This is a genomic window from Agromyces sp. NPDC056389, from assembly GCF_042262385.1.
GTDB lineage: Bacteria > Actinomycetota > Actinomycetes > Actinomycetales > Microbacteriaceae > Agromyces.
Genome location: NZ_JBHJPN010000001.1, coordinates 2532609 through 2555698, shown reverse-complemented (window position 1 = coordinate 2555698; position 23090 = coordinate 2532609). Strand labels below are relative to the sequence as shown.

At 72.2% G+C, this 23090-nt stretch carries 28 protein-coding genes; 12 read left to right on the top strand and 16 right to left on the bottom strand.

The genetic code is table 11. From position 1 onward, the window contains the following. Window positions 1-19 precede the first annotated feature (19 nt). Together hemL and hemB are read right to left on the bottom strand one after the other, a co-directional pair. Entirely contained in the window at window positions 20-1345 is a 1326-nt protein-coding gene (gene hemL, locus ACFCVM_RS11940; RefSeq protein WP_375836394.1) for a glutamate-1-semialdehyde 2,1-aminomutase, read from the bottom strand. After that, the gene (gene hemB / locus ACFCVM_RS11935) at window positions 1342-2340 is read right to left on the bottom strand and encodes a porphobilinogen synthase (RefSeq protein ID WP_375836393.1); all 999 of its coding nucleotides are present in this window, start codon (window positions 2338-2340) and stop codon (window positions 1342-1344) included. The genes hemL and hemB overlap by 4 nt, the downstream gene beginning before the upstream one ends. A 96-nt stretch (window positions 2341-2436) precedes the next feature. Here hemB and ACFCVM_RS11930 point away from each other — a divergent pair, with 96 nt between their 5' ends. Next, entirely contained in the window at window positions 2437-3336 is a 900-nt protein-coding gene (locus ACFCVM_RS11930) for an SDR family NAD(P)-dependent oxidoreductase (protein WP_375836391.1), read from the top strand. 109 nt (window positions 3337-3445) lie between these two features. On the opposite strand, the gene ACFCVM_RS11925 is transcribed toward ACFCVM_RS11930, so the two are convergent. Genes ACFCVM_RS11925 through hemQ form a run of 4 tightly spaced genes read right to left on the bottom strand, consistent with a single transcriptional unit; the run spans window position 3446 to window position 7015 of the window. Continuing rightward, entirely contained in the window at window positions 3446-4240 is a 795-nt protein-coding gene (locus tag ACFCVM_RS11925) for a uroporphyrinogen-III synthase (protein WP_375836713.1), read from the bottom strand. Between the two features lie 14 nt (window positions 4241-4254). After that, a complete protein-coding gene (gene hemC, locus ACFCVM_RS11920; RefSeq protein WP_375836390.1) occupies window positions 4255-5208 on the bottom strand; it encodes a hydroxymethylbilane synthase in 954 nt (317 codons plus the stop codon). Beyond that, complete coding sequence (locus ACFCVM_RS11915; RefSeq protein WP_375836389.1) at window positions 5205-6278, bottom strand: ferrochelatase; 1074 nt, start codon at window positions 6276-6278, stop codon at window positions 5205-5207. The genes hemC and ACFCVM_RS11915 overlap by 4 nt, the downstream gene beginning before the upstream one ends. Next, on the bottom strand, window positions 6278-7015 hold the full coding sequence (hemQ, locus tag ACFCVM_RS11910; RefSeq protein WP_375836387.1) for a hydrogen peroxide-dependent heme synthase: 738 nt from the start codon (window positions 7013-7015) through the stop codon (window positions 6278-6280). The genes ACFCVM_RS11915 and hemQ overlap by 1 nt, the downstream gene beginning before the upstream one ends. A gap of 113 nt (window positions 7016-7128) precedes the next feature. Here hemQ and ACFCVM_RS11905 point away from each other — a divergent pair, with 113 nt between their 5' ends. After that, window positions 7129-7596, top strand: coding sequence for a pyrimidine dimer DNA glycosylase/endonuclease V (locus ACFCVM_RS11905; protein WP_375836386.1), 468 nt, complete (start codon window positions 7129-7131; stop codon window positions 7594-7596). Here ACFCVM_RS11905 and ACFCVM_RS11900 read toward each other — a convergent pair. Then, on the bottom strand, window positions 7587-8138 hold the full coding sequence (locus ACFCVM_RS11900; protein WP_375836385.1) for a MarR family winged helix-turn-helix transcriptional regulator: 552 nt from the start codon (window positions 8136-8138) through the stop codon (window positions 7587-7589). The genes ACFCVM_RS11905 and ACFCVM_RS11900 overlap by 10 nt on opposite strands. 75 nt (window positions 8139-8213) lie before the next feature. Here ACFCVM_RS11900 and idi point away from each other — a divergent pair, with 75 nt between their 5' ends. Genes idi through ACFCVM_RS11865 form a run of 7 tightly spaced genes read left to right on the top strand, consistent with a single transcriptional unit; the run spans window position 8214 to window position 13852 of the window. After that, window positions 8214-8801, top strand: coding sequence for an isopentenyl-diphosphate Delta-isomerase (gene idi / locus ACFCVM_RS11895; RefSeq protein ID WP_375836384.1), 588 nt, complete (start codon window positions 8214-8216; stop codon window positions 8799-8801). Continuing rightward, window positions 8798-9862, top strand: a complete 1065-nt coding sequence (locus ACFCVM_RS11890; RefSeq protein ID WP_375836383.1) for a polyprenyl synthetase family protein — start codon at window positions 8798-8800, stop codon at window positions 9860-9862. Before idi ends, ACFCVM_RS11890 begins: the two co-directional genes overlap by 4 nt. Then, window positions 9859-10785 carry a phytoene/squalene synthase family protein gene (locus ACFCVM_RS11885; protein ID WP_375836382.1) on the top strand — a complete coding sequence of 309 codons (927 nt, stop codon included), beginning with the start codon at window positions 9859-9861 and terminating at the stop codon, window positions 10783-10785. Before ACFCVM_RS11890 ends, ACFCVM_RS11885 begins: the two co-directional genes overlap by 4 nt. Continuing rightward, entirely contained in the window at window positions 10782-12347 is a 1566-nt protein-coding gene (gene crtI / locus ACFCVM_RS11880; protein WP_375836381.1) for a phytoene desaturase family protein, read from the top strand. Before ACFCVM_RS11885 ends, crtI begins: the two co-directional genes overlap by 4 nt. After that, complete coding sequence (locus ACFCVM_RS11875) at window positions 12344-12676, top strand: lycopene cyclase domain-containing protein (protein WP_375836380.1); 333 nt, start codon at window positions 12344-12346, stop codon at window positions 12674-12676. Before crtI ends, ACFCVM_RS11875 begins: the two co-directional genes overlap by 4 nt. After that, entirely contained in the window at window positions 12673-12978 is a 306-nt protein-coding gene (locus ACFCVM_RS11870; protein ID WP_375836379.1) for a lycopene cyclase domain-containing protein, read from the top strand. Before ACFCVM_RS11875 ends, ACFCVM_RS11870 begins: the two co-directional genes overlap by 4 nt. Next, window positions 12968-13852, top strand: a complete 885-nt coding sequence (locus ACFCVM_RS11865; RefSeq protein WP_375836378.1) for a prenyltransferase — start codon at window positions 12968-12970, stop codon at window positions 13850-13852. The genes ACFCVM_RS11870 and ACFCVM_RS11865 overlap by 11 nt, the downstream gene beginning before the upstream one ends. Window positions 13853-13875: 23 nt before the next feature. On the opposite strand, the gene ACFCVM_RS11860 is transcribed toward ACFCVM_RS11865, so the two are convergent. The 9 genes from ACFCVM_RS11860 to ACFCVM_RS11820 form a co-directional block, all read right to left on the bottom strand. Beyond that, window positions 13876-14988, bottom strand: a complete 1113-nt coding sequence (locus tag ACFCVM_RS11860; protein ID WP_375836377.1) for a class I SAM-dependent methyltransferase — start codon at window positions 14986-14988, stop codon at window positions 13876-13878. A 35-nt stretch (window positions 14989-15023) separates the two neighbouring features. Continuing rightward, window positions 15024-15749: a GntR family transcriptional regulator gene (locus ACFCVM_RS11855; protein ID WP_375836376.1), complete on the bottom strand. Its 726-nt coding sequence runs from the start codon at window positions 15747-15749 to the stop codon at window positions 15024-15026. Window positions 15750-15794: 45 nt separating this feature from the next. Then, window positions 15795-16106 carry a DUF3618 domain-containing protein gene (locus ACFCVM_RS11850; RefSeq protein ID WP_375836375.1) on the bottom strand — a complete coding sequence of 104 codons (312 nt, stop codon included), beginning with the start codon at window positions 16104-16106 and terminating at the stop codon, window positions 15795-15797. After that, entirely contained in the window at window positions 16090-16497 is a 408-nt protein-coding gene (locus tag ACFCVM_RS11845; RefSeq protein ID WP_056006637.1) for a phage holin family protein, read from the bottom strand. Before ACFCVM_RS11845 ends, ACFCVM_RS11850 begins: the two co-directional genes overlap by 17 nt. Window positions 16498-16516: 19 nt before the next feature. After that, window positions 16517-17002 carry a hypothetical protein gene (locus ACFCVM_RS11840; RefSeq protein WP_375836374.1) on the bottom strand — a complete coding sequence of 162 codons (486 nt, stop codon included), beginning with the start codon at window positions 17000-17002 and terminating at the stop codon, window positions 16517-16519. Between the two features lie 100 nt (window positions 17003-17102). Further along, window positions 17103-18656 carry a protoporphyrinogen/coproporphyrinogen oxidase gene (locus ACFCVM_RS11835; RefSeq protein ID WP_375836373.1) on the bottom strand — a complete coding sequence of 518 codons (1554 nt, stop codon included), beginning with the start codon at window positions 18654-18656 and terminating at the stop codon, window positions 17103-17105. Further along, window positions 18653-19810: a uroporphyrinogen decarboxylase gene (gene hemE, locus ACFCVM_RS11830; protein WP_375836372.1), complete on the bottom strand. Its 1158-nt coding sequence runs from the start codon at window positions 19808-19810 to the stop codon at window positions 18653-18655. The genes ACFCVM_RS11835 and hemE overlap by 4 nt, the downstream gene beginning before the upstream one ends. A gap of 83 nt (window positions 19811-19893) precedes the next feature. Further along, window positions 19894-20718, bottom strand: a complete 825-nt coding sequence (locus tag ACFCVM_RS11825) for an SGNH/GDSL hydrolase family protein (RefSeq protein ID WP_375836371.1) — start codon at window positions 20716-20718, stop codon at window positions 19894-19896. Further along, complete coding sequence (locus ACFCVM_RS11820) at window positions 20715-21527, bottom strand: hypothetical protein (protein ID WP_375836370.1); 813 nt, start codon at window positions 21525-21527, stop codon at window positions 20715-20717. The genes ACFCVM_RS11825 and ACFCVM_RS11820 overlap by 4 nt, the downstream gene beginning before the upstream one ends. A gap of 52 nt (window positions 21528-21579) precedes the next feature. On the opposite strand from ACFCVM_RS11820, the gene ACFCVM_RS11815 reads away from it, so the two are divergent. The 3 genes from ACFCVM_RS11815 to ACFCVM_RS11805 all read left to right on the top strand — a co-directional run bounded on the left by ACFCVM_RS11815 (window position 21580) and on the right by ACFCVM_RS11805 (window position 23010). Then, window positions 21580-22071: a MarR family winged helix-turn-helix transcriptional regulator gene (locus tag ACFCVM_RS11815; RefSeq protein ID WP_375836369.1), complete on the top strand. Its 492-nt coding sequence runs from the start codon at window positions 21580-21582 to the stop codon at window positions 22069-22071. A gap of 133 nt (window positions 22072-22204) precedes the next feature. Next, a complete protein-coding gene (locus ACFCVM_RS11810) occupies window positions 22205-22693 on the top strand; it encodes an ATPase (protein WP_375836368.1) in 489 nt (162 codons plus the stop codon). Next, complete coding sequence (locus tag ACFCVM_RS11805) at window positions 22690-23010, top strand: ArsR/SmtB family transcription factor (RefSeq protein WP_375836367.1); 321 nt, start codon at window positions 22690-22692, stop codon at window positions 23008-23010. The genes ACFCVM_RS11810 and ACFCVM_RS11805 overlap by 4 nt, the downstream gene beginning before the upstream one ends. Window positions 23011-23090: the final 80 nt, after the last annotated feature.

Below are 23090 nucleotides of genomic sequence, written 5' to 3'. Positions count from 1 at the left end.
TGCGTACCGGCTCAGCCGGTTACGCAGGTCGAGCGGATGCCGCGGCGCGCGCCGCCCCCGGAAGGGCCTCGAACACCCGGGCGATCGCCGAGTCGTCGTGCGCCGCCGTCACGAACCACGCCTCGAAGACGCTCGGCGGCAACGAGACGCCGGCGTCGAGCATCGCGTGGAAGAACGGGGCGTAGCGCCACGACTCCTGGCGCTGCACGGTCGCGTAGTCGCGCACCGGGCCGGCCGCGGCCTCGTCGCCGAACACGAAGCTGAAGAGGTTGCCGGCGTGCTGCACGCGGTGCGCGACCCCCTCGGCATCGAGGGCGGCGGAGGTCGCGTCGCTGATCGCCTCGGCGGTGGCGTCGAGCTTGCGATACACCGAGGCATCCGCCGCCCTGAGGGTCGCGATGCCGGCGGCGACCGCGACGGGGTTCCCCGAGAGCGTGCCGGCCTGGTAGACGGGGCCGAGCGGCGCGAGCTGCTCCATGATCTCGGCCCGACCGCCGAGGGCGGCGACCGGCATGCCGCCGCCGATGACCTTGCCGAACGTCATGAGATCGGGCGTGTACCCGGTGTCGGTGCCGTCTTCGAGACCCCACCAGCCGGCGGCCGAGACGCGGAAGCCCGTGAGCACCTCGTCGGAGATGACGAGCGAGCCGTGCGCGTGGGCGAGTTCGACGACCGCGCGGTTGAACCCGGCGGCAGGGGGCACGACGCCCATGTTCGCCGCAGCCGCCTCGGTGATGACGGCCGCGATGCGGTCGCCGTGCTCGGCGAACACCGCAGCGAGCGCGTCGAGGTCGTTGTAGGGCACCACGAGGGTGAGCGCCGCGATGTCGGCGGGCACGCCGGCGGAGCCCGGCAGGGCGAAGGTCGCGAGGCCCGAACCGGCCTCGGCGAGGAGTCCGTCGGAGTGGCCGTGGTAGTGCCCGGCGAACTTCACGAGCAGGTCGCGGCCCGTGAAGCCGCGAGCCAGGCGGATGGCGCTCATCGTCGCCTCGGTGCCCGTGGAGACGAGCCGCAGCCGCTCGATCGGGCCGACGCGCTGTTCCACGAGCTCGGCGAGCTCGGTCTCGACCGGGGTCGATGCGCCGAACGAGAGGCCGCGCGCTGCGGCATCCGTCACCGCCTCGATGACCCGCGGGTCGGCGTGACCCAGGATCGCGGGGCCCCAGCCGGCCACGAGGTCGATGTACTCGCGACCCTCGACGTCGGTGACGTACGGGCCGCGGGCGCTCACGAGGAAGCGCGGCGTGCCGCCGACCGAACGGAAGGCGCGCACCGGCGAGTTCACGCCGCCCGGGATCGCGGCCTGCGCACGGGCGAAGAGCTCGTCGTTCGTGGGGGCGTTCATGCCGCGTCTCCGTTCCGGATCCACTCGGCCAGTTCGACGGCCCAGTAGGTGAGCACGGCGTCGGCGCCGGCGCGGCGGATGCCCCGCACCGACTCGATGACGGCGCGCTTGCGGTCGATCCAGCCGTGGGCGGCGGCGGCCTCGATCATCGAGTACTCCCCCGACACCTGATATGCCCACACGGGCACCTCGGATGCCGCGGCGACGTCGGCGAGCACGTCGAGGTAGCTGCCCGCCGGCTTCACCATGACGACGTCGGCGCCCTCGTCGATGTCGATCATCGCCTCGCGGAGCCCCTCGCGGCGGTTGCCGGGGTCGAGCTGGTAGGTGCGGCGGTCGCCCTCGAGGGTCGATTCGACGGCCTCGCGGAACGGGCCGTAGTAGGCGCTCGCGTACTTCGCCGAGTAGGCGAGGATCGCCGTCTCGTGGCGGCCCGCGTCGTCGAGCGCCTCGCGCACCGCGGCGACCTGGCCGTCCATCATGCCCGAGAGGCCGAGCAGCTCGGAGCCCGCTCGCGCCTGGGCGAGCGCCATCGACGTGTAGCGCTCGAGCGTGGCGTCGTTGTCGACTCGGCCGCGCTCGTCGAGCACACCGCAGTGCCCGTGGTCGGTGAACTCGTCGAGGCACAGGTCGGTCTGCACGACGAGCCGGCCGGCGGATGCCTCGGCAGCGACGCTCGTCGCGACGTTCAGGATGCCGTCGGGGTCGGTGGCACCCGAACCGCGCGCGTCGCGCACCTCCGGCACGCCGAACAGCATCACGCCGCCGACGCCCACGGCCGCGGCCTGCTCGACGGCCTCGGGCAGGCTCGACAGGGAGTGCTGCACGACGCCCGGCATGGAGCCGATGGGCACCGGGGCGGAGACCCCCTCGCGCACGAAGATCGGGAGCACGAGCTCGGCGGGGTGCAACCGGGTCTCGGAGACGAGGCGGCGCAGCGCCGGGGTCTCACGCAGTCGGCGCGGGCGGACACGGGGAACGGGCGTGGAGCTCACCGGTCAAGCCTACGTCGGCCCCGCTGGATGGTCGCTGACGTGATAGATTCCCGGATCGAACCGGCGCCGAGGTCGTCGCCACGAAGGAACCCGACCATGCCACGCATCACCCCCGCCTACCGTTCCCGCCGCGCGCGTCTCGAACTGCGTGACGCCGTCTGCGTCGTCACTGGCGCGGCGAGCGGAATGGGGCTCGAGTCCGCCCGCCTCCTCGCCCAGCGCGGCGCCGAACTCGTGATCGTCGACCGCGATGGCGCGGCGCTGCACGACCTCGCCGTCGAACTGCGCGCGGGCGGCACCACGGTCAGCATGCACGTCATCGACCTGCGCGAAACCGACGCGATCGAGGCGCTGCCGGCCGCGGTGCTCGCCACCCACGGTCGCGTCGATGTCCTCCTGAACTGCGCCGGAGTCTCGATGCTCGGGCGCTTCGAGCAGTTGAGCCTCGACGAGTTCCGCTGGGTCGTCGACATCAACCTCTGGGGCACGGTCGCGATGAACAAGGCGTTCCTGCCAGCGCTCGCGCGGCGGCCCGCGGCGCACATCGCCAATGTCGCGAGCCTCTACGCGCTCGGCGCTCCGGCCGGTCGGGTGCCGTACGTCACCTCGAAATTCGCCGTGCGCGGCTTCACCGACGCGCTGCGCCACGAGCTCGAGCGCACCGGCATCACGATGTCCGCCGTCTACCCGGGAGGAGTGCGGACGGCCATCATCCACAACGCACGGGTCGCGGAGGGAGTGCCCGCCGACATCGCAGCGCGAGCCGCCGACGCACAGGCATCGCTGTATCGCACCACGGCGCAGGAGGCCGCCGCGCGCATCGTCGACGGCATCGAACGACGCCGGCCGCGGGTGTTCATCGGGCGCGACGCACGACTCGCCGACATCGCGACGCGGCTCGCCCCCGTCTGGTACTGGTCGGTGATGCGCGGCGTCGTCGCGAAGGCTGGCGACACGGAGACGGCATCCGGGGCCTCCGCGGCACATGCGCGGTGACACGGCTCACGCTGTGTGACCCGGCTGCCGGTCGGGCGCCGACGACCCGGCTGCGGGTCGGGCGCCGATGACCCGACTGCCGGTCGGGCGCCGATGACCCGGCTGCGGGTCAGGCCTTGGCGGTCGCGGCGTCGACCACTGCGTCGATGAGCGACTCGGCGGTGCGCTCGCGCGCGACGACGTCGACGCGGAGGCCGACCTGGGCCGCGTCCTTCTTCGTCTGCGGGCCGATCGCGGCGACGAGGATCGACTCGGGAATCGGTCCGAGCTGCTCCTGCACCTGCTCGGCCACGCTGCCCGACGTCACGAGCACCGCGTTGACGCGGCCGGAGCGCACGTCGTCGGCGACCTTCGCAGAGACGGGAACGCCGATCGTGCGGTACGCCACGACGGCCTCGACGTGATGGCCCATGCGCTCGAGGCCGATCGAGAGCACCTGCTTCGCGATCGCCGAACGCAGCGCGAGCACCTTCAGCCCGGGTGCGCCGTCGGTCGCGGCCTCCCACTCCTCGAGCATGCCGCGGGCGGAGTTGTCTTCGGACGGCACGATGTCGGCCTGGTACCCCGCCGCGATGAGCGCGGCTGCGGTGGTCTCGCCGACTGCAGCGACCTTCGTCGTCTCGGGGATGACGGCGTGGTACGTCGAGAGCACGTCGACCGTCGTCGCGCTCGTGACGGTGAGCCAGTCGAAGCCGCCGGCCGCGAGCTTCGCGAGCGCCGCCTCGAGGGCGGGCTGGTCGTCGCTCGGCGCGAAGTTGATCAGGGGGGCGACCACGGGCGAAGCGCCGCGGGCGCGCAGGGCGGCGGCGACGCCGTCTCCCCAGGGCCCACCGCGCGGCACGAGCACCCGCCAACCGGCGAGCGGCTTGCCGGCGGAGGCAGGCAGGTTGATGGCACCCGTCATCGATTCGAATTCGCTCACAGCGACTCCTCTGGTGGTGCAAGATCAGCGGCGCCGTTGCCGAGGAGTTCCGCGACGACGCGTTCGGCGACGTCTCGTGCCGCGTCCGCCAGGTCGGCGGCCGAGCGGCTTTCGGGGGTGGCCGCGTGCGAACTCATGAGTCGCCGGGCCCCGTCGGCACTGTACACGTTCGCCGACAGGAACAGAAGTTCGTCCTCCATGAAGGCCGTGGCGCCGATGGGGGCCGAGCAACCGGCCTCGAGGCCGGCGAGCACGAGCCGCTCGGCGAGCACCGTCGCACGGGTCATGGTGTGGTCGACGGCCTCGAGTGCACGTTCGAGCGAACGGTCGCCGACTTCGCGGCGCACCTCGATCGCGAGCGCACCCTGACCCGGTGCCGTCGGCCAGTCGCCGAGGGACAGCAGGTCGGTCACGGCGTCGGAGCGGCCGAGCCGGCCGAGGCCGGCGGCGGCGAGCAGCACGGCGTCGAGCTCACCCGACTCGACCTTGCCGAGGCGGGTGTCGATGTTGCCGCGCAGGTCGACGGCCACCACGTCGGGACGCGCGGCGCCGAGCTGGGCGATGCGACGGGGCGACCCCGTGCCGACCCGCGCGCCCTCGGGCAGGGTCGCGATCGTGAATCCGTCGCGTGCGCAGAGCGCATCCCGGGCGTCGGCGCGCTTCGGCACCGCGCCGAGGCGCAGCCCCTCGTGCTCGGCGGTCGGCAGGTCTTTCAAGGAATGCACGACGACGTCGCACTCGCCGGCGAGGAGCGCCTCGCGGAGTGCGGCGGCGAACACGCCCGTGCCGCCGATCGACGCCAGCGATGCGCGGGACGTGTCGCCCTGGGTCGTGATCGGCACGAGCTCGATCTCGGCCTTGGCGGCCTTCGCGAGCCGCTCGGAGATCTGACGGGTCTGGGCCATCGCGAGTGCGCTGCCCCGGGTGCCGACACGGATGACGCCGGTCATCGCGGAGTCGCCTCCTGCGCCGCGGCGACCGAGCCTTCGACCTCGGCTCCACCGGCGATGCGGGCGTGGTCGGGCCACGGGCCGAGCGCGGTGAGGTGCGGGCGCTCGGCGTCGGGCACGTCGTTCACGCGCTCGAGCACGAGGTCGACGAGCCCCGAGACGTAGGCGGGGTGCACCCCGGGGGTCGGGGCGCGGCGCACCTTCAGCCCGTGCTCGCCCGCCGTCTCGACCGCCTCGTTGTCGAGGTCCCACATGACCTCCATGTGGTCGCTGACGAAGCCGAACGGCACGATGACGATCGCCTCGGTGAGGCCCCCTGCTGCGAGCTCGCCGATCGCGTCGTTGATGTCGGGCTCGAGCCACGGGGTGCGCGGGTCGCCCGAACGCGACTGGTAGACGAGCGACCACGGCGACGCGGGCGCGGCGGCGTCGTTGATGACGGATGCCACGGCCAGGTGCTGCGCGACGTACGCGCCGCCAGGGCCGAACGACGGCCCCGAGGCATCCGCTGCGCTGTTGGGAATGGAGTGGGTGACGAAGAGCACGTGGATGCGCTCGGGCGCGACACCCTCGGCGACGAGTTCGGCGGCGGCCGTGCCGACGCCCTCGATGAAGGGCTGCACGAAGCCGGGGTGGTCGAAGTACTCGCGCACGCGGTCGATCGCGACGCCGGTGCCGGCGGTCGCCTTCTCGAAGTCCTCGCGGTACTGGCCGACACCCGAGTAGCTCGTGTAGGCGCTCGTGACGAGCCCCAGCAGCTCGGTGTGGCCGTTGGCCTCGGCCTCGCGCACGACGTCGCCGAAGTAGGGCGCCCAGTTGCGGTTGCCCCAGTAGACCGGCAGGTCGATGCCGCGCGCGGCGAGCTCGGCCTCGAGCGCGACCTTCAGCTGCCGGTTCTGCTCGTTGATCGGGCTCACGCCGCCGAAGTGGCGGTAGTGGTGGGCGACCTCTTCGAGCCGCTCGTCGGGGATGCCGCGACCGGCGGTGACATTGCGGAGGAAGGGGATGACGTCGTCTTGACCCTCGGGGCCGCCGAACGACGACAGCAGGATCGCGTCGTAGTGCGCCATTACTGCAGCACCTCCACGAGCTCGGCGGTCGTGATGCGGCGGCCCGTGTAGAAGGGCACCTCTTCACGCACGTGACGGCGGGCGTCGGTGTCGCGGAGTTCGCGCATCAGGTCGACGAGCTCGGTGAGCTCGTCGGACTCGATGGGCAGCAGCCACTCGTAGTCGCCGAGCGCGAAGGCGCTGACGGTGTTCGCGATGGCGCCGCGGAACGCCGCGCCCTTGCGACCGTGGTCGGCGAGCATGCGGCTCCGCTCCTCAGCGGGCAGGAGGTACCACTCGTAGCTGCGCACGAAGGGGTAGATCGTGAGCCACGACTTGGGCTCGATGCCGCGGAGGAACCCGGGCACGTGCGACTTGTTGAACTCGGCGTCGCGGTGCACGCCCATGGCGTTCCACGTCGGCAGCAGGTGCTTCAGGATACGGGCGCGGCGGAGCTCGCGGAGCGCCCACTGCAGGCCCTCGGCGGTCGGACCGTGCAGCCACAGCATCACGTCGGCGTCGGCGCGAAGGCCCGAGACGTCGTAGATGCCGCGAAGGGTGACCCCCTCGTTCTCGACGAGCGCGATGACGCCGTCGAGCTCTTCGACGACGCGGCGCACGTCGTGGCCGTCGTAGTCGTCGGGCCTCGCCGGATCCCGGCGGAACACGGCGAATACCGTGAAGCCCTCGGGAGAATCGGCGGTTTCGGATTCGGGACGGAGCGCGTCGGCTGCCGCTTCGGCAGCGGGGGAAGACATGCCTCCAGTCTCCCCCTTTCGGCGTGATCGGCCAAAAGGGACTCCACCGCGCCGAGGTCGTCGGCATCCGCGCCTGCGAACGTGCGGACGAATCGGGCACGTACGCTCATCGGATGAGGATCTGGTCGCTGCATCCGCGCTACCTCGATCGCCAGGGGCTGACCGCCTGCTGGCGCGAGACGCTGCTCGCGCAGGCGGTGCTCGAGGGCGCCACGCGCGGATACACGCAGCACCCGCAGCTCGAGCGGTTCCGCGCGGCACCCGACCCCCTCGGTGCGATCGGCGACCACCTCGCCGGCATCGCCGAGGAGGCGACCGCCCGCGGCTACCGCTTCGACGGGAGCAAGGTGCATCGACGGAGCACGCCTCCGGTGCAGCTCGAGGTCACGAGCGGTCAGCTCGCCCTCGAGTGGGAGCACCTGCTGCGGAAGCTGTCGCTGAGGAGCCCCGAACTGGCGCTGCGGTGGGCCGTCGTCGAGTCGCCCGACGCGCATCCGCTCTTCGCCGTCGTCGACGGGCCCGTGGCGTCGTGGGAGCGCGCGACCCGGCCCGCCGCCGGAGGAGCGCCGCCTCAGTCCTGAGCGAGCTCGGTCGCACTGAGCGCGTCGAGGAACCTGATGACGACCTCGCGCTCGTCGGAGGTGAGGGCCGCCGCGGCGTCGAAGCGCCGGGCGTGCAGGCGCCCGACCGACTCGCGCGCAACGAGGCGCGTGGCGTCGGTGACCGAGATGGCGAGCGCACGCCGATCGCTCGGATGCGGTGCGCGCACGATGTGACCGCCGCGTTCGAGGCGGTCGAGGAGCTTGGTCGTCGATGCGCTCGAGATGCCGAGGTACTCGCTGATCGCACCCGGGGTGGCGATCTCGCCCTGGTTGCGGGCGGCGATGAGGAAGCGCAGCGCCCGCATGTCGGTGGCATTGAGCTTCATGTACTTGCTCGACGCCTCGCTCATCCGACGCTCCGCCTCATGCCAGCCGCGAAGGCTCTGCATCACGCGCACGATCTGGTCGAGCTGTTCGTCATCGAGGCCGGCCCGGTTCACGAGCTCCTCGTCGTGGTCGGAGATGCGGGGATCGTGCATCGCGGCGGCGATGTCGTGCCGCGTCTCCCGCTCACTTGCCATGGAGTGATTCTAGCCAGTCATGTATATTTCTCGCTAAGCTAACTACTAGCCAAAGCAGATAAGACTGGAGTCACCATGACCCTCAGCGACATCGAAGAGGTCGTGCTGCTCGACGCCGACGACCGCGCCATCGGCCGCGCGCCGAAATCGAGCGTGCACGGCGCCGACACCGCGCGCCACCTCGCCTTCTCGTGCCACGTGTTCAACGAGCGCGAGGAACTCCTCGTGACCCGCCGCGCCCTCTCGAAGCAGACCTGGCCGGGCGTCTGGACCAACTCGTTCTGCGGCCATCCGGCACCCGCGGAGACCCTGGTCCACGCGATCCGGCGCCGCGGCGAGTTCGAGCTCGGACTCCTGCTCGACGGCATCGAGCCGGTGCTCCCGTTCTTCCACTACCGGGCGACGGATGCCTCGGGGCTCGTCGAGAACGAGCTCTGCCCCGTGTACACGGCGTATGCGGCCTCCGAACTCGAGCCGCATCCCGGCGAAGTCATGGACTACGCGTGGGTGGCGCCGCAGCGACTCGCCTCGGCGATCGAGCACGCGCCGTGGGCGTTCAGCCCCTGGTTCGTGCTGCAGTCGCGATTGCTGCCGTTCCTCGGCGGTTCCCTCGACCACTCCCTCGCCCGCCCCGTCGACGGGCGCGAGGCCATCGCATCATGATCGGCGCCACCCTCGATCGGCGGATCGACCGCGGCGGGGTCGCCGTCGCGGAGTTCCTCGACGACTTCTTCGCCCGACAGCTCGAACGGGCGGCGACGCACGGCGACGACTACGTGCGGCTCTGGGCAGCGGCACGTGACGGCGCCGCCGGCGGCAAGCGCATCCGACCCGAGCTCGTGCTCGCGGCACACGCCGCATTCGCCGGGTCGAGCACAGCGGAGTCGGTGCGGCTCGCCTCGGCGTTCGAGCTCCTGCACACGGCGTTCCTCGTGCACGACGACGTGATCGACCACGACCTCGTTCGCCGGGGCGCACCGAACATCGCGGGGCGCTTCGCACTCGACGGCGTCGGCCGCGGCCTTCCGGCCCGCCGGGCCGATGACTACGGCGAGGCATCCGCGATCCTCGCCGGCGACCTGCTCATCGCCGGCGCGCTGCGAGTGGTGGCCGAGCTCGAGGCGCCGCCTTCGGTGCGCACCGCCCTGCTCGGAATCGTCGACGAGTGCGTGTTCGTCGCGGCGGCGGGCGAGCACGCCGACGTGCGCCAGGCCGGCGCGGCCCCTGGCGAGCGCGACATCCTCGCCATGATCGAGAACAAGACCGCGTCCTACTCGTTCAGCGCCCCACTCCAGGCGGGGGCGGTGCTCGGCGGGGCATCCGACGCGGTGGTCGCACGACTCGGCGAGATCGGCCGCCATCTCGGCGTCGCATTCCAGCTGCGCGACGACCTGCTCGGCGTGTACGGCTCGCCGGAGGCCACCGGCAAGTCCGTGCTCTCGGATCTCCGCGAGGGCAAGGAGACCCTGCTCATCGCCTACGCCCGCGTGCACCCCGACTGGACTCGGGCCGCCGAGGGGTTCGGGAACCCCGAGCTCGATGACGCCGGTGCGGCGCGGCTCCGCCGGGTGATCGAGTCGAGCGGGGCTCGTGCTCGCGTGGAGCGCCTCATCGATGCGCGATGCGCGGCCGCCGTCGCGGCGATCGCGGCATCGGATCTGCCGCACGGCCTGCACGAGGCGCTCACCGTCACCGCCGGCACCTGCACGGAGCGTGCACGATGACCGCGGCACCGACCGGGCTCGCGCTCTACGACCGCACCGCACACCTCGGCTCCGCCCAGGTGATCTCGCACTACTCGACGTCGTTCGGACTCGCGAGCCGCTTGTGCTCGCGCCCGGTGCGCGACCACCTGGCCGACGTCTACGCGCTCGTGCGCATCGCCGACGAGATCGTCGACGGCCCGGCCGAGGAGGCGGGGCTCGCGCCGGATGAACGGCGTGCGATGCTCGATGCGCTCGAGGTCGAGACCGAGCAGGCGATCCTCCGCGGCTACAGCTCGAACCTCGTCGTGCACGCCTTCGCGCGCACCGCACGCACCACGGGGTTCGGGCGGGAGCTGACCCGCCCGTTCTTCGCATCGATGCGGCGCGACCTCGACCCGGTGGACTTCGACGAGGCCGAGCTCCGCGAGTACATCCACGGCTCGGCCGAGGTCGTGGGGCTCATGTGCCTGCGCGCCTTCAGCGCGGGAGTCCCCGACAACGCCGAGCGCGACGCGCGCTGGCAGCGCGGCGCCCGCCACCTCGGCGCCGCGTTCCAGAAGGTGAACTTCCTGCGCGATCTCGCCGACGACTACGGTTCGCTCGGCCGCCGCTACTTCCCCGGCATCGACCCCGCTCGCCTGAGCGAGGCCGACAAGCTGCGGCTGCTCGACGACCTCGATCGCGACCTCGCGATCGCCGGCGAGGTGATCGCCGAGCTGCCGAGCGGATGCCGCAGGGCCGTCGCCGCCGCGCACGCCCTGTTCTCCGCCCTGTCATCGCGGCTCCGCCGAACGCCGGCGCGCGAACTGCTCACGACGAGGGTCAGCGTGCCGACGCCGTTGAAGCTCGTGCTGCTCGCGAGGGCCGCCGGGGGGCGGTCGCGACGCCCGTCCGCCGTGACCGCGAACGCTCGCGTCCCGCTGCCCGGAGCGCCCGCATGAGCCGGGTCGCGATCGTCGGAGGCGGCATCGCCGGCCTCGCGACGGCGGCGCTGCTCGCTCGCGACGGGCACGAGGTCACGGTCTACGAGGCTCACGGGGTCGTCGGCGGTCGCGCCGGCCGGTGGGACGCCGAGGGCTTCCGGTTCGAAACCGGTCCGTCGTGGTACCTCATGCCCGAGGTGTTCGAGCACTTCTACCGGCTGATGGGCACGAGCGCCGATGCGGAGCTCGACCTCGTGCGGCTGGAGCCCGGCTATCGGGTGTTCTTCGAGCACCGTGCGGAACCGCTCGACCTCGTGGCCGATCGGGCCGCGTCCGCTGCGGCGTTCGAGGCGATCGAACCCGGCGCAGGGCGACGCCTCGAGCAGTACCTCGACTCCGCAGAGGAGACGACGCGGCTCGCACTCGACCACTTCCTCTACAACGACTTCTCCTCACCGGGCACGCTGCTCGTGTCACCGGTGCTGCGGCGTCTCGGCCGACTCGGCCAACTGCTGCTGCAGCCGCTCGACCGCTTCATCGCGGGCAGGTTCCGCGACGAACGCCTGCGCCAGGTGCTCGGCTACCCCGCCGTGTTCCTCGGCACCTCTCCATCGGCCGCGCCGAGCCTGTACCATCTGATGAGCCACTTCGACCTCGACGACGGGGTCTTCTACCCGCAGGGCGGCTTCCGCGAGGTCATCGACAGCGTCGCGCGACTGGCTCGGCGGGCCGGGGCGCGCATCGTGACGGACGCCCGGGTCACGAGCATCACCGTCGAGTCGGGTGCTGCACGCGGCGTCGTCTACGTCGACCGACGGGGCGCGGAGCACGAGGTCGAGGCCGATCTCGTCGTCTCGGCGGCCGACGTGCACCACACCGAGACGGCCCTGCTGCCGCACGCGTCGCGAAGCCGATCGGATGCCGCATGGCGCCGAGCAGATCCCGGGCCGGGCGCGGTCCTCGTGATGCTCGGCGTTCGCGGCGAGCTCCCGCAACTGCTGCACCACACGCTGCTGTTCACCGACGACTGGGCGGAGAACTTCGACCGCATCTTCGGCAGCACGCCCTCGGTGCCCGATCCGGCGTCCCTCTACGTGTGCCGGCCGAGCGCGACCGACCCGTCGGTGGCGCCGCCGGGCCACGAGAACCTCTTCGTGCTCGTGCCGGTGCCCGCGGACCCGGCGATCGGCCGCGGCGGCATCGCCGGCAGCGGCGACGACTCCGTCGAGCGCATCGCCGACGCCGCGATCGCCCAGATCTCGGCATGGGCGGGCGTGCCCGACCTCGCGGACCGCGTGGTGGTGCGCCGCACCATCGGCCCCGGCGACTTCGAGTCCGACTTCAACTCGTGGCGGGGGTCCGCGCTCGGACCGGCGCACGTGCTGCGCCAGAGCGCGTTCCTGCGCGGGCGAACGGCTTCGAGCACGGTGCGGGACCTCTACTTCGCCGGAGCGACCACCGTGCCCGGCATCGGCCTGCCGATGTGCCTGATCAGCGCCGAGCTCGTGGCGAAGGCGCTGCGCGGCGAGCGCGGCGCCGGCCCGATGGCCGAGCCCGAGGTCCGGAGCGTGGCGGCATGAGCCTCGTCTACCTCGGCGTGCTGTTCGCCGGCATCGCGTGCATGGCGTTGCTCGACGCCCGATTCCACCTCGTGTTCGGCGCCCCCGGTCGACGCGTGCAGGCGATCATCGTGCTCGGAGCTGGACTCGTGTTCTTCCTGGCATGGGATGTCGCGGGCATCGGCCTCGGCATCTTCCACCGTGGCGAGAACGCGGTGAGCACCGGCATCCTGCTCGCCCCGGAGCTGCCGCTCGAGGAGCTCGTGTTCCTCGGGTTCCTCTGCTACCTGACACTCGTGCTCTACACGGGCACGCTGCGCCTGGTCGCGATGAGGCGGGTGCGCCGGTGACCTACCTGCTGCTCTCGGGCGCGTTCCTCGCGGTGGCGGCCGTCGTCGCGGCGATCGGGTGGCGACGCGCGCCGCGCGGCCACGGTCGCGCCGTCGCGATCTCGGCACTCGTGCTCGTGCTGCTCACGATCGCGTTCGACTCGATCATGATCGCGACGGGCCTGTTCGACTACGCCGATGCGCACATCTGGGGTGTCCGCCTCGGCCTCGCCCCCGTCGAGGACCTCGCGTACCCGATCGCCGGCGTCCTGCTCCTCAGCGGGATCTGGAACCTCATGGGGGAACGCGTCGATGCCGACTGAGACCCGCCGCAGCGCGATCGCCGACCTCCTCACCGCCTCGCGGCCGCTGAGCTGGGTGAACACCGCGTTCCCCTTCGCAGCCGCGTACCTGCTCACGACCCGCGAGATCGACATCGCGTTCGTCGTCGGCACGCTCTTCTTCCTGGTGCCGTACAACCTCGCGATGTACGGCGTGAACGATGTCTTCGACTACGCCTCGGACGCAGCGAACCCGCGCAAGGGCGGCGTCGAGGGAGCACTCCTCGTGCCGGATCGGCACCGGTCGACCATCGTCGCCGCGATCGCGAGCTGCGTGCCGTTCGTCGTCGTGCTGCTCGTACTCGGCGACCCCGCGTCGTGGGCGGTGCTCGCGGTGAGCCTGTTCGCGGTCGCGGCCTACTCGGTGCCGGGTCTGCGCTTCAAGGAGGTGCCGTTCCTCGACTCGCTGACCTCGAGCGTGCACTTCGTGAGCCCCGCGGTCTACGGTCTCGTGCTCGCGGGTGCCGCATTCACCCCTCCCCTGCTCGCGCTGCTCCTCGCCTTCCTCGCCTGGGGCGTCGCCAGTCACGCCTTCGGCGCCGTGCAGGACGTCGTGCCCGACCGTGCCGCCGGCATCGCCTCGATCGCGACCGCGCTCGGGGCACGCAGCACGGTTCGGTTCGCGATCGCCATGTGGGCGGCCGCGGGCGTGCTCATGCTGGCGACGTCATGGCCCGGCCCGATCGCGGCGGTGCTCGTGGTGCCGTACATCGCCACGGCCGCACCGTTCGCGAGCGTTACCGACGCGTCGTCGGGTCGCGCGAACGCCGGGTGGCGGCGCTTCCTCGCCATCAACTACGTCGTCGGATTCCTCGTGACGATGCTCCTCATCTGGTACGCCGCCCTCACGGCGTGACCTCGCGATGCCGCAGCATCCGCTCAGTGGAGCAGCCGCGTGAAGCGGAAGAAGGCGAACCCCTCGATCGGCAGCAGCTCGATGCCCGAGAACCCCGCCTCTCGGGCGTACCGCTCGAGCGTCGACCGGCGCATCACGGTCCCCGTACCGACCGAACCGGGCGTCGACAGCCCATCGGGCAGGCACATGAAGATGCTGTACCCGTACATGATGCGCTCGACATCGTCGCCGTCGGGTGCGAACGCCTCGGCCACCGCCTCGTCCATGATCACGACCTCGCCGTCGCGCTTCACGGCCCGCCTGATCGAGGTCAGCACCTCGACTGGGAACGGCATGTCGTGCAGCGCCTCGAACACGAACGCCGCGTCGAAGACGGCCTCCTGCGGCATCCCCTCGCCTGCGACGTGGTGGAACCGCACTCGGTCGCCGACGTGCGCCTGGTCCGCGTGCCTGCGTGCCGCGATGACCGACTCTGCGTCGACGTCGAAGCCCTCGACCCGCGCAGACGGGTATGCCTGCGCGAGGGCGATCGACGACCAGCCGTGCCCCATGCCGATGTCGGCGATGCGGGCGCCGTCCTGCGAGAGCACATCGTGCAGCGACGGGACGCTCGCGAGCGCGTCGCCGAGCCGGTGCAGGAACCACGGCCGGTTGACATCGCCCTGCGCCGATCGCGCCTCCTCGCCGAGCTGCGCCCACGAGACGCCCCCGCCTGATCGGTACGCCTCGAGCAGCGGCCCGAGTTGCGCGCCGACCGCGGCGACGAAGCGTCCGAGGGGAGTGACGTAGTCGAGCGAGTCGCGATTCACGAGGGCATCGGCATGTGCCGGCGGCAGGGCGAATCGGCGAGCGGATGCCCCGGGCTCGGCGTCGTCGGCGGTGAGGATGCCGTAGACGGCCTGCTGCTCGAGCCACTCGCGGGCGTAGCGCTCGTGGGTTCCCGTGCGCTCGGCGAGCGTGGGCGGGTCGAGCGGCCCTCCGTCGGCGAGCGCACGGTACCAGCCGAGCCGATCGCCGAGGTGGATGCTGAGCAGTTCGAACGCGCCGAGCATGTCGCCGAAGACACGTTCCGCGAAGGCCGTCGTCGCATCGCCGTCTCCGGGCGCAGGCGTCGTGTCGGACTGTTCCGTCGCCATCGACGGCCCCTTCCTTCCGGCCCGGCGCGGTCGCGTCAGGCGCCGATGAGGAGTTTCGTGGAGTGCTCGAGATGCTCCCGCACGGCGTCGCCGCCGCGGGTCGGGAGCTCGTCGAGAAGGGCGCGGTGCTCCTCGATGAGGCTCTCGAGGGTGTAGTGCGGTCGCACGTGCAGCAGGAAGAGCAGCAGTTCGCTGCCGAGCGCCGAATGGGCCTCGATGATGCGAGGGCTCGCAGACGCCGCGACGATCGAATGATGGAACTCGGCGTGCAGGCGCTCGACCTCGAGCCAGTCGATGCCCTCGCCTGCGTCGTCGGGGTCGCCGTCGCGGTCGGCGAGCCGATCGAGCGCGTCGAGCGTCGCTCGCGCCGGCGCGAGCACCTCGTCTGGCCAGACCTCGCCATGACGCTCGCCCGCGATGCGCACGGCCTCGACCTCGAGCGCGGCGCGCAACTGCTGCAGCGCGATCACGTGGGCGCGATCGAAGCTCGCCACGCGGACTCCGCGGTACGCCTCGGCCACGGCGAGCCGCTCGGCGACGAGACGCTGGAACGCGGCACGCACGGTGTGTCGGGAGACCCCGAACTGCTCGGAGGCCGCCTCTTCACGGAGGGGCGTGTCGGGCGCGAGCACCCCGCTCAGGATCTCGGCCCGGATGAGACCCGCGACACGGTCCACGGTGGTGCCGGCGCCCGCTGCCACGAGCATCCCGGCGGCCCCGCTCATTCCCCTGCGGCCCGGGTCATGTACTGAGGTCGACATCGCGGCATCCGCTCGCTCTGGTTCCGTACGGGCTCGTCGGCGCGATCAGTCGAGCTTCGAGCGCACGATGAGCCACACCCCGATGCCGACGACGGCCACGACGCCGACGGCGGCGACGACCGCCGCCACCGGCTGCTCGTCGGCGAAGCGGCGCAGCCTGCGCTTGGCTCGCTCGGTGCGGATGCCGACCTGCTTGGGCACGTTGAGCTTGTCTTCGAGGGCGTTCAGCGTCTCGGCGAACTCGGCACGCGCCTGCTGCGACGCCTGCTTCGCCTGCAGGCGGGTGAGGTTGCGTTCGCGAGTGGCGGCGTCGCGCTTGGAGGGGCGGGGGCCGGAGGCGTCAGTAGCGGCGGTCATAGTCACCCGTTCCCTTCAGGGCGTCGAGATCGGCCTTCAGGCTCTCGACCGACTCGAGGGGCTCCGAACCCCGCTTGAAGTTGACGTAGGCGATCCACAGCAGGACCGCGATGATCAGGAGCAGCACTCCCGACACCGTGAGCGCGGCGGCCCACGCGGGCATCACGAGCGCGAGGGCGAAGATCGCGGTGGTGATGAGCGTGAAGAGCAGGAACACGCCGACCACGGCGGCGCCGGCGACGAGCCCCGAGCCGATGCCGAAGTGCTTGACCTTGTAGGAGATCTCGGCCTTGATCTGGTCGATCTCGGCGCGAACGAGCGACGAGATCGTGTCGGGCAGGTCGCCGATCAGCGTGAAGAGGGAGCGGTCGTCGTTCGAGGGCGCGGTCATCGCGTGGTCACCTCCACGGTCATGAATCGGATGCGGCGGGCTTGGCCTTGCCCGTCGTGCTGCGCTTCGCCGGAGCGTGCTTCGCGGTGCTCTTCGCGGTGCTCTTCGCACCGGACGCGGCCGACGAAGCGACGTCGGCGGCGTCGTCGATCGCGTCGCCGAGCGCGGAGGCCGCGTCGTCGACGGCGGACTTCGCTGCCGCGGCGGTCTTCGAGACGTTCTGCTTCGCGTTCTTCGCCGCGCTCGAGACGTCGCTCTTGGTGGCGCCGGCCCCGCGGGTCGCGTTGCCGATGAACGACTTCACGCCGTCGAGCACGGTGTCGGACAGGTCGCCGACCTTGTCGGCCGCGAACCCCTTCACGGTGTCGACGCCCTGCTGCACGGCCGGCGTGTTCCACACGCCCTCGGCCGCCTTGCGGATCTGCTCGTAGCGCTCTCGACCGGCGCGCGTACCGAGTACGTAGCCGACTCCGAGCCCCACGACGAAGAGGATCTTGCCTTTCATGTGCACCCCATCTCCCCCTGTGGTTCACCACAGCGACGGTTCCAGCGTAGACCCCGGGGCAAGCGGCGCAAGGGGGTTGCGTCGAAATATTCCGTTCCGGCTATGCGTCGCCGTCGGGCTGCACGCGGCGGTGCCGGACCCGACGTGCCACCTCGAGGGCGTGCGGCACGACCGAGGCGAGACCGGTGCCGGCGACCCATGATCCGGTCGCCTCGATGCCGGGCTCCGCGGCGAGCGCGTCCTCGAGGGCGTGCACGCGCTCGTGCTGGCCGATGGTCGCCTGCGAGAGGGCGTCACGCCACACGGTGCGACCCGAGGCGCGGAGCATCCGCTCGTCGAGGGGAACGCCGAGGAGCAGCGCCGCATCGGCGAGCGCGAGCTCGGCGACCTCGGCGTCCGAGCGCCCGTCGAGCGGGTTCGCAGCGCCGGCGCGACCGTAGGAGAGGCGCACGACGTGACGCCCGCCCGCCTGCTCGGCGAGCCACGACCACTTCGCGGTCGAGTGGGTGAGGGCCTTCGCCGTCACCCCGGGCGCGTCGGCCGCGACGAGCACGCCGGTGCCGCGCGGGGCGGAGTCGAGCTCTGGCGCATCGAGCACGAGGGTGACGAGTTCGACGGAGGCCGCGGCGGGCCATGCCCCGCCGTCGGTGTCGCTCGTGCTGGTCCACCCGTCGAGGGCGTCGTCGACGAGGGCGAGGGCCGCATGACCAGAGGCGGCGAGCACGACGTCGGGAGCGGTCACGAGCAGCCGGCCGGCCTCGGTCGTCGCGGTGACGAGCCATCCGGATGCCTCGGCCGATGACGCGGCGTCGCGCTCGCGGGTCTCGGCATCGCGCTCGAGGCCCGTGACCTCCGCGCCACGCACCACCGTGACGCCGAAGTGGGCGAGCTCGCGCTCGAGGGCGTCGACGAGACGGTGCATGCCGCCGCGGAGACCGCGAACGGCTCCCCCGGCCTTGCGCTCCTCGACGAGCTGACCGACGCCGCCCGAGAGCGAGCCGGTGCGGGTCATCGCCTCGTTGAGCCCGGGCGCGACGATGTCGAGGTCGAGGTCGACGGGGTCGGTCGAGTAGACCCCTGCGGAGATCGGCGTGACGAGCCGGTCGAGCACCGCCTGTCCCATGCGCTCGCGCACGAGTTCGCCGAGGCTGCGGGCGCGGCCGATGCGGAGGATCGGCTTCACGCGATCGAGGTAGGCGCGGGTCGCACCGCTCCAGCCGATGATGCGCCGCACGTCGTCGCCGAGCGGGTTCGCCGGGATGCCGAGGATTCCCGTCTTCGGCAGCGGGGCGGCGTCGAGGCCCTGCTTGCCGGGCATGACGAGCCAGGCGCCGGCGGGGTTCGGGTTCTCGATGTCGGCGTCGAGCCCGAGCGAGCCGAGCAGTTCGGCGACGGCGCCACCGCGGGTCGCGAACGACTCGGCGCCGCTGTCGAGGCTGAGGCCGTCGAGCTCGATGCGGCCGACGCATCCGCCCAGGTCGTCGCGACGCTCGAGCACGGTGACCTGCAGGCCGACCTTCGCGCACTCGAGTGCGGCGACGAGGCCGGCGACGCCGCCGCCGACCACGACGACATCGGCGGTCGCGCGTTCGACGACGGGCTCCGCGGCCGGGCCGGGCAGCGAGTCGGGCCCGGGCGTCATCGCGTCGCTCATGCCGAGGCCTCGTGCACGAGCTCGGCGACGCGCGTCAGCACGGTCGGGTCGGTCTCGGGCGGCACGCCGTGGCCGAGGTTGAAGACGTGGGCGGGGGCCGCCTGACCGCGGCGCAGCACGTCGCGCACGGCGGCCTCGAGCACGGGCCACGGGGCGGCGAGCAGTGCCGGGTCGAGGTTGCCCTGCAGCGGCACCCCCTCGCCCACGCGCTCGACGGCGACGTCGAGCGGGATCCGGTAATCGACGCCGACCGTGTCGACGCCGATGCCGTGCATCGCGCCGAGCAGCTCGCCGGTGCCCACGCCGAAGTGCACGACGGGCACGCTGCGGGTGGTCGGGGCGGCGACGCCGCCCGAGGCATCCGTGGTCTCGTACGCGAGGTCGTGCACGTGGGCGAGGGCCGCCGCCGAGGCGGGGGCGACGTGCGTCTCGTAGTCCGCGAGCGAGATGGCGCCGGCCCACGAGTCGAAGAGCTGGGCGGCGGATGCCCCGGCGAGCACCTGCGTGCGCAGGAATCGGCCGGTGAGCTCCGCGGTCCAGTCCATGAGCGCGCGCCAGGCGCCGGGGTCGGCGTGCATGAGGGTGCGGGCGGCGAGGTGGTCCTTCGAGGGGCCGCCCTCGGCGAGGTAGGCCGCAAGGGTGAACGGCGCGCCGGCGAAGCCGATGAGCGGGGTCGGGGTGCCCGAGCCGTTGTCGGTCGTGTTGAGCTCGGCGACCGTGCGCGCGACCGCCTCGGTGATGGGGCCGGATGTCTCGTCGAGCCGTGCAGGGTCGATCGCCGTGAGCTCGGCGACGCCCGCGGCGTCCGCGTATCCCCTGCCGAAGACCGGGCCGCGACCCGCCTGGATCTCGACGTCGACGCCCACGAGCTTCAGCGGCACGACGATGTCGCTGAAGAAGATGCCGGCGTCGACCTTGTGCCGGCGCACCGGCTGCAGCGTGATCTCGCTCGCCATCGCGGGGTCGAGGCACGCGTCCAGCATGCGCGTGCCGACGCGCAGGTCGCGGTACTCGGGCAGCGAGCGCCCCGCTTGCCGCATGAACCAGACGGGCGCGGCGTCGGCGCGCTCTCCTCTATATGCGCGAACGAGGCGCGAGTCGGAGGTCAGGCCGGCGGAGAGCGGATGCTGCGGGGAGAGGATCACGCCTGACATTGTCGCGCATCGGGCTGAGTGAAGATCGATGTCTGGCTGAGCCGGGCGCTGCCCGGATGTGCAGCGCGGTGCCCGGCTGCCGCTCAGCGGTCGGGGCCCGCCAGCTGCTCGAGCACGTGCGCCGCGAGCGCCACCTGGGCATCGAGCTGCGGGTGCAGGCCGTCGTCGAGGAGCGGCATGGGGCCGGCGGCATCCGCCGGGTCGATGACGAGGTCATCCGAGCCGGCCGTCTCGTGCAGGAACGCGGCCGTGGCGCGCACGTCTGCGCCGGTCCAGGCGAGGCCGACGCCGCCGAGGTAGGGGTGGGCGGCGATGCGCCGCTCGTCGATGGGCGTCGGGGCGATCCAGACCCATCGCGCGCCGGGCACGCTTGCGGCGCCGCGACGGATGAGCCGCAGGTTCCGGGTGGTCTCGGCGGCGCTCACGAGTCGGTCGCCCTCGGCGCCGGGGAAGCGACGGGCGTCGTTGGCCCCGAGCATGCAGAAGACGACCTCGGCCTGCCCGCGCCGGAGAGCGGGCAGGTTCGCGAGGGCCTGCGTCGTCGTCGACCCCGAGATCGCGAGGTTCTCGAACTGCAGCCCGAGGTCGGGCCGCTCGGCGGCGAACAGCGCGGCGAGCAGCTCGAACCACGAGAGTCGGTCGGCGGTGGTGCTCTCGCCGATCGCGGTGACGCGACCGCCGGTCGCGAACGGAGCGCGCCCGAGCGCCGACCGCACCGCCGGCATCGCCGCGAGGCGGCGCACGGCATCGGCCCGCTGGGCATCCAGCGCGTGCACGGCTGCCGCATAGCTCGCAGGGTCGGTCCCGAAGACGCCCGCGCGGGCGGCGTCGTCCATCGCCCACGCGTACGGGAGCGAGCGTTCGGGCCGCTCGAAGCGTACGAGCTTGTCGAGCATCGCGCCGCTCACGAGCGCGACCCCGCTGCGGTGGCGGAGGCGGCGTCTGCGGGAGCTGTGACAGCTCGGGCACGCCCCGGCCGCGCGGCATCCGCTCGCCGGAGCGGCAGCAGGAAGGCGCACAGCACGATCCACGCGAGCGACGGGAAGCGCACGATCGGCAGCAGCACGGCGAGCTCGGGAATCGCGACGACGAGCGTCGCGACCATGGCGAGACCCGCCAGCGCGAGACCCGCCCACGCGTGCCAGCGCGGCAGCAGGCCCGCCAGCAGGCCCGGCACGGCGAGCCCCGCGATGAGCAGCCCGAGCGGCACGACGAACCCCGGGCCGCCGGCGAAGAAGGCGAGGTCGTGCAGCAGTCGCACGATGCCGGGCTCCTCGAGCAGCTCGGGTCGCGTGAGCGCCCAGCTGAAGCCGGCCGACAGCGCCATCGCCGCCGAGGCGAGGATGCCGCCGGCGAAGCCGATCGACACCCCCGGCGCACGTACGCCGAGCTGGGTGAGTCGCGTCGTGGCGGCCGCGGCGAAGATCGCGAGGGGCACGGATGCCGCGAACTGCAGCAGCGCGGTGATGAGCACCGAGAGCTGGTGGTCGCGGAAGTAGGCGACGATCGCGTCGCCATCGCCGAACGGCGAGGGGTAGGTCGCGCCGCCGGCGATCACGGCGGGCAGCACGATCGAGGCCATCGAGAGCGCCACGACGACGATCGCGAGAGGCGGCAAGGGCGGCCCGGCGGGCGGGCGCCGCGAACCCGCCGACGGTGCGGAGTGCTGGGACTCGGCCGCGGCGGTTCCGACCGCCGCATCATTCGTTCTGTTCATGGAATCATTCATAGCACAGAATGATTCAGCCGCAACTGGTAGAGTCGGCGACATGGAGACGAGCGCACACGAGGCACCCTTCCGGCCGCCCGCCGAACGCGTAGGTTTCCTGCTCTCCCAGGTGGGCGCCTACGCCTCCGCCCGCTTCGCGGAGCGCCTCGCCGAGCTCGACGTGCAGCCGAGCGACGTCGGGCTGTTACGCATGATCGCGACCGAACCGGGCCTCAGCCAGCAGGCGCTCGCCGGCAAGCTCGGCGTGGTGCCGAGCCGCGTCGTCGCCCTCGTCGACGCCCTCGAGCGCAAGGAGCTCGTCACGCGCACCCGGAGCACCACCGATCGGCGCACGCACGAGCTGCACCTCGCCGATCGCGGACGAGACGTGATGACGCAGATGCGCCGCATCGGCCGCGAGCACGAGAACGACCTCGTCGCCGAACTCAGCGACGAGGAGCGGCAGACGCTCGGCCGCCTGCTCGCGCGCATCGCGGCGGCCCACGACCTCGACCCCGGGGTGCACCCCGGCTACCGCGCGACGCGCGGCTGAAGCCCTCGACGTCGCGACGACGTCTCGGTACGTCGCGAGTCATCTCGATAGTGCAACACGAAGGTTGCACTTCTTGCACAATGGTGCAACTATTGTGTTGCACATCATCAGGCACGGCAATCGAGGAGGACGCATGAACGGCACCACCGGATCACTCGACCGGATCGAACAGCAGATCGACATCGACGCCTCGGCGGAGCGCGTGTGGGAACTCGTCTCCACCGCCGGTTGGTGGATCAACGACGACCGCATCGTCGAGCACCGCATCGAGGAGCAGGGCTCGCGCGTCGTCGTGCACGACGAGAAGCACGGCGCGTTCACGCTCGCGGTCGAATCGCTGGATGCCCCGCGGTACGCCGCCTTCCGCTGGTTCAACACGGCCCCGGCTTCGGCGGAACCCGACTCCGAGCGGGACCCGCTCGTCTCGACGCTCGTCGAGTTCTGGGTCGAGGATCGCGCCGACGGCGGTGTCGTGCTGCGCGTCGCGGAGAGCGGCTTCGAGGGCCTCGACCGCAGCGCGGAGGAGCGCCGTCGCATGTTCGACGGCAACACCGAGGGCTGGGCGATCGAGCTCGGATTCGCGCGCGACCACCTCGCGAACGAGCTCGCGGCGGGCCGATGACGATCGGCACCGAGAGCCTCCCCGCCGCGTTCGCCGCCCTGGGTGACGACACGCGGTGGGAGCTCCTGCAGCGGCTCGGCACCGCGCCCGCGTCGGCGACGACGCTCGCGGCCGATCGACCGATCAGCCGACAGGCCGTCGCCCGGCACCTCGAGGTGCTGCGCGAGGCCGGACTCGTCGAGACCGAGATCCACGGCCGCGAGGTGCGCTACCGCGCGATCGGATCGCGCCTGAGCGCCCTCGCCCGCGACCTCGACCTCCTCGCCCAGGGCTGGGAGCGCCGGCTGCGCACGATCAAGGCGGCCGCCGAGGGGTAGCGCCACCGCGGTGGCGCGCGGAGGCGGGCCGGCCGCCCGCGGCGGCGCGCGGGCGAGCCGGGCCGCCGATTCGTTCGGAA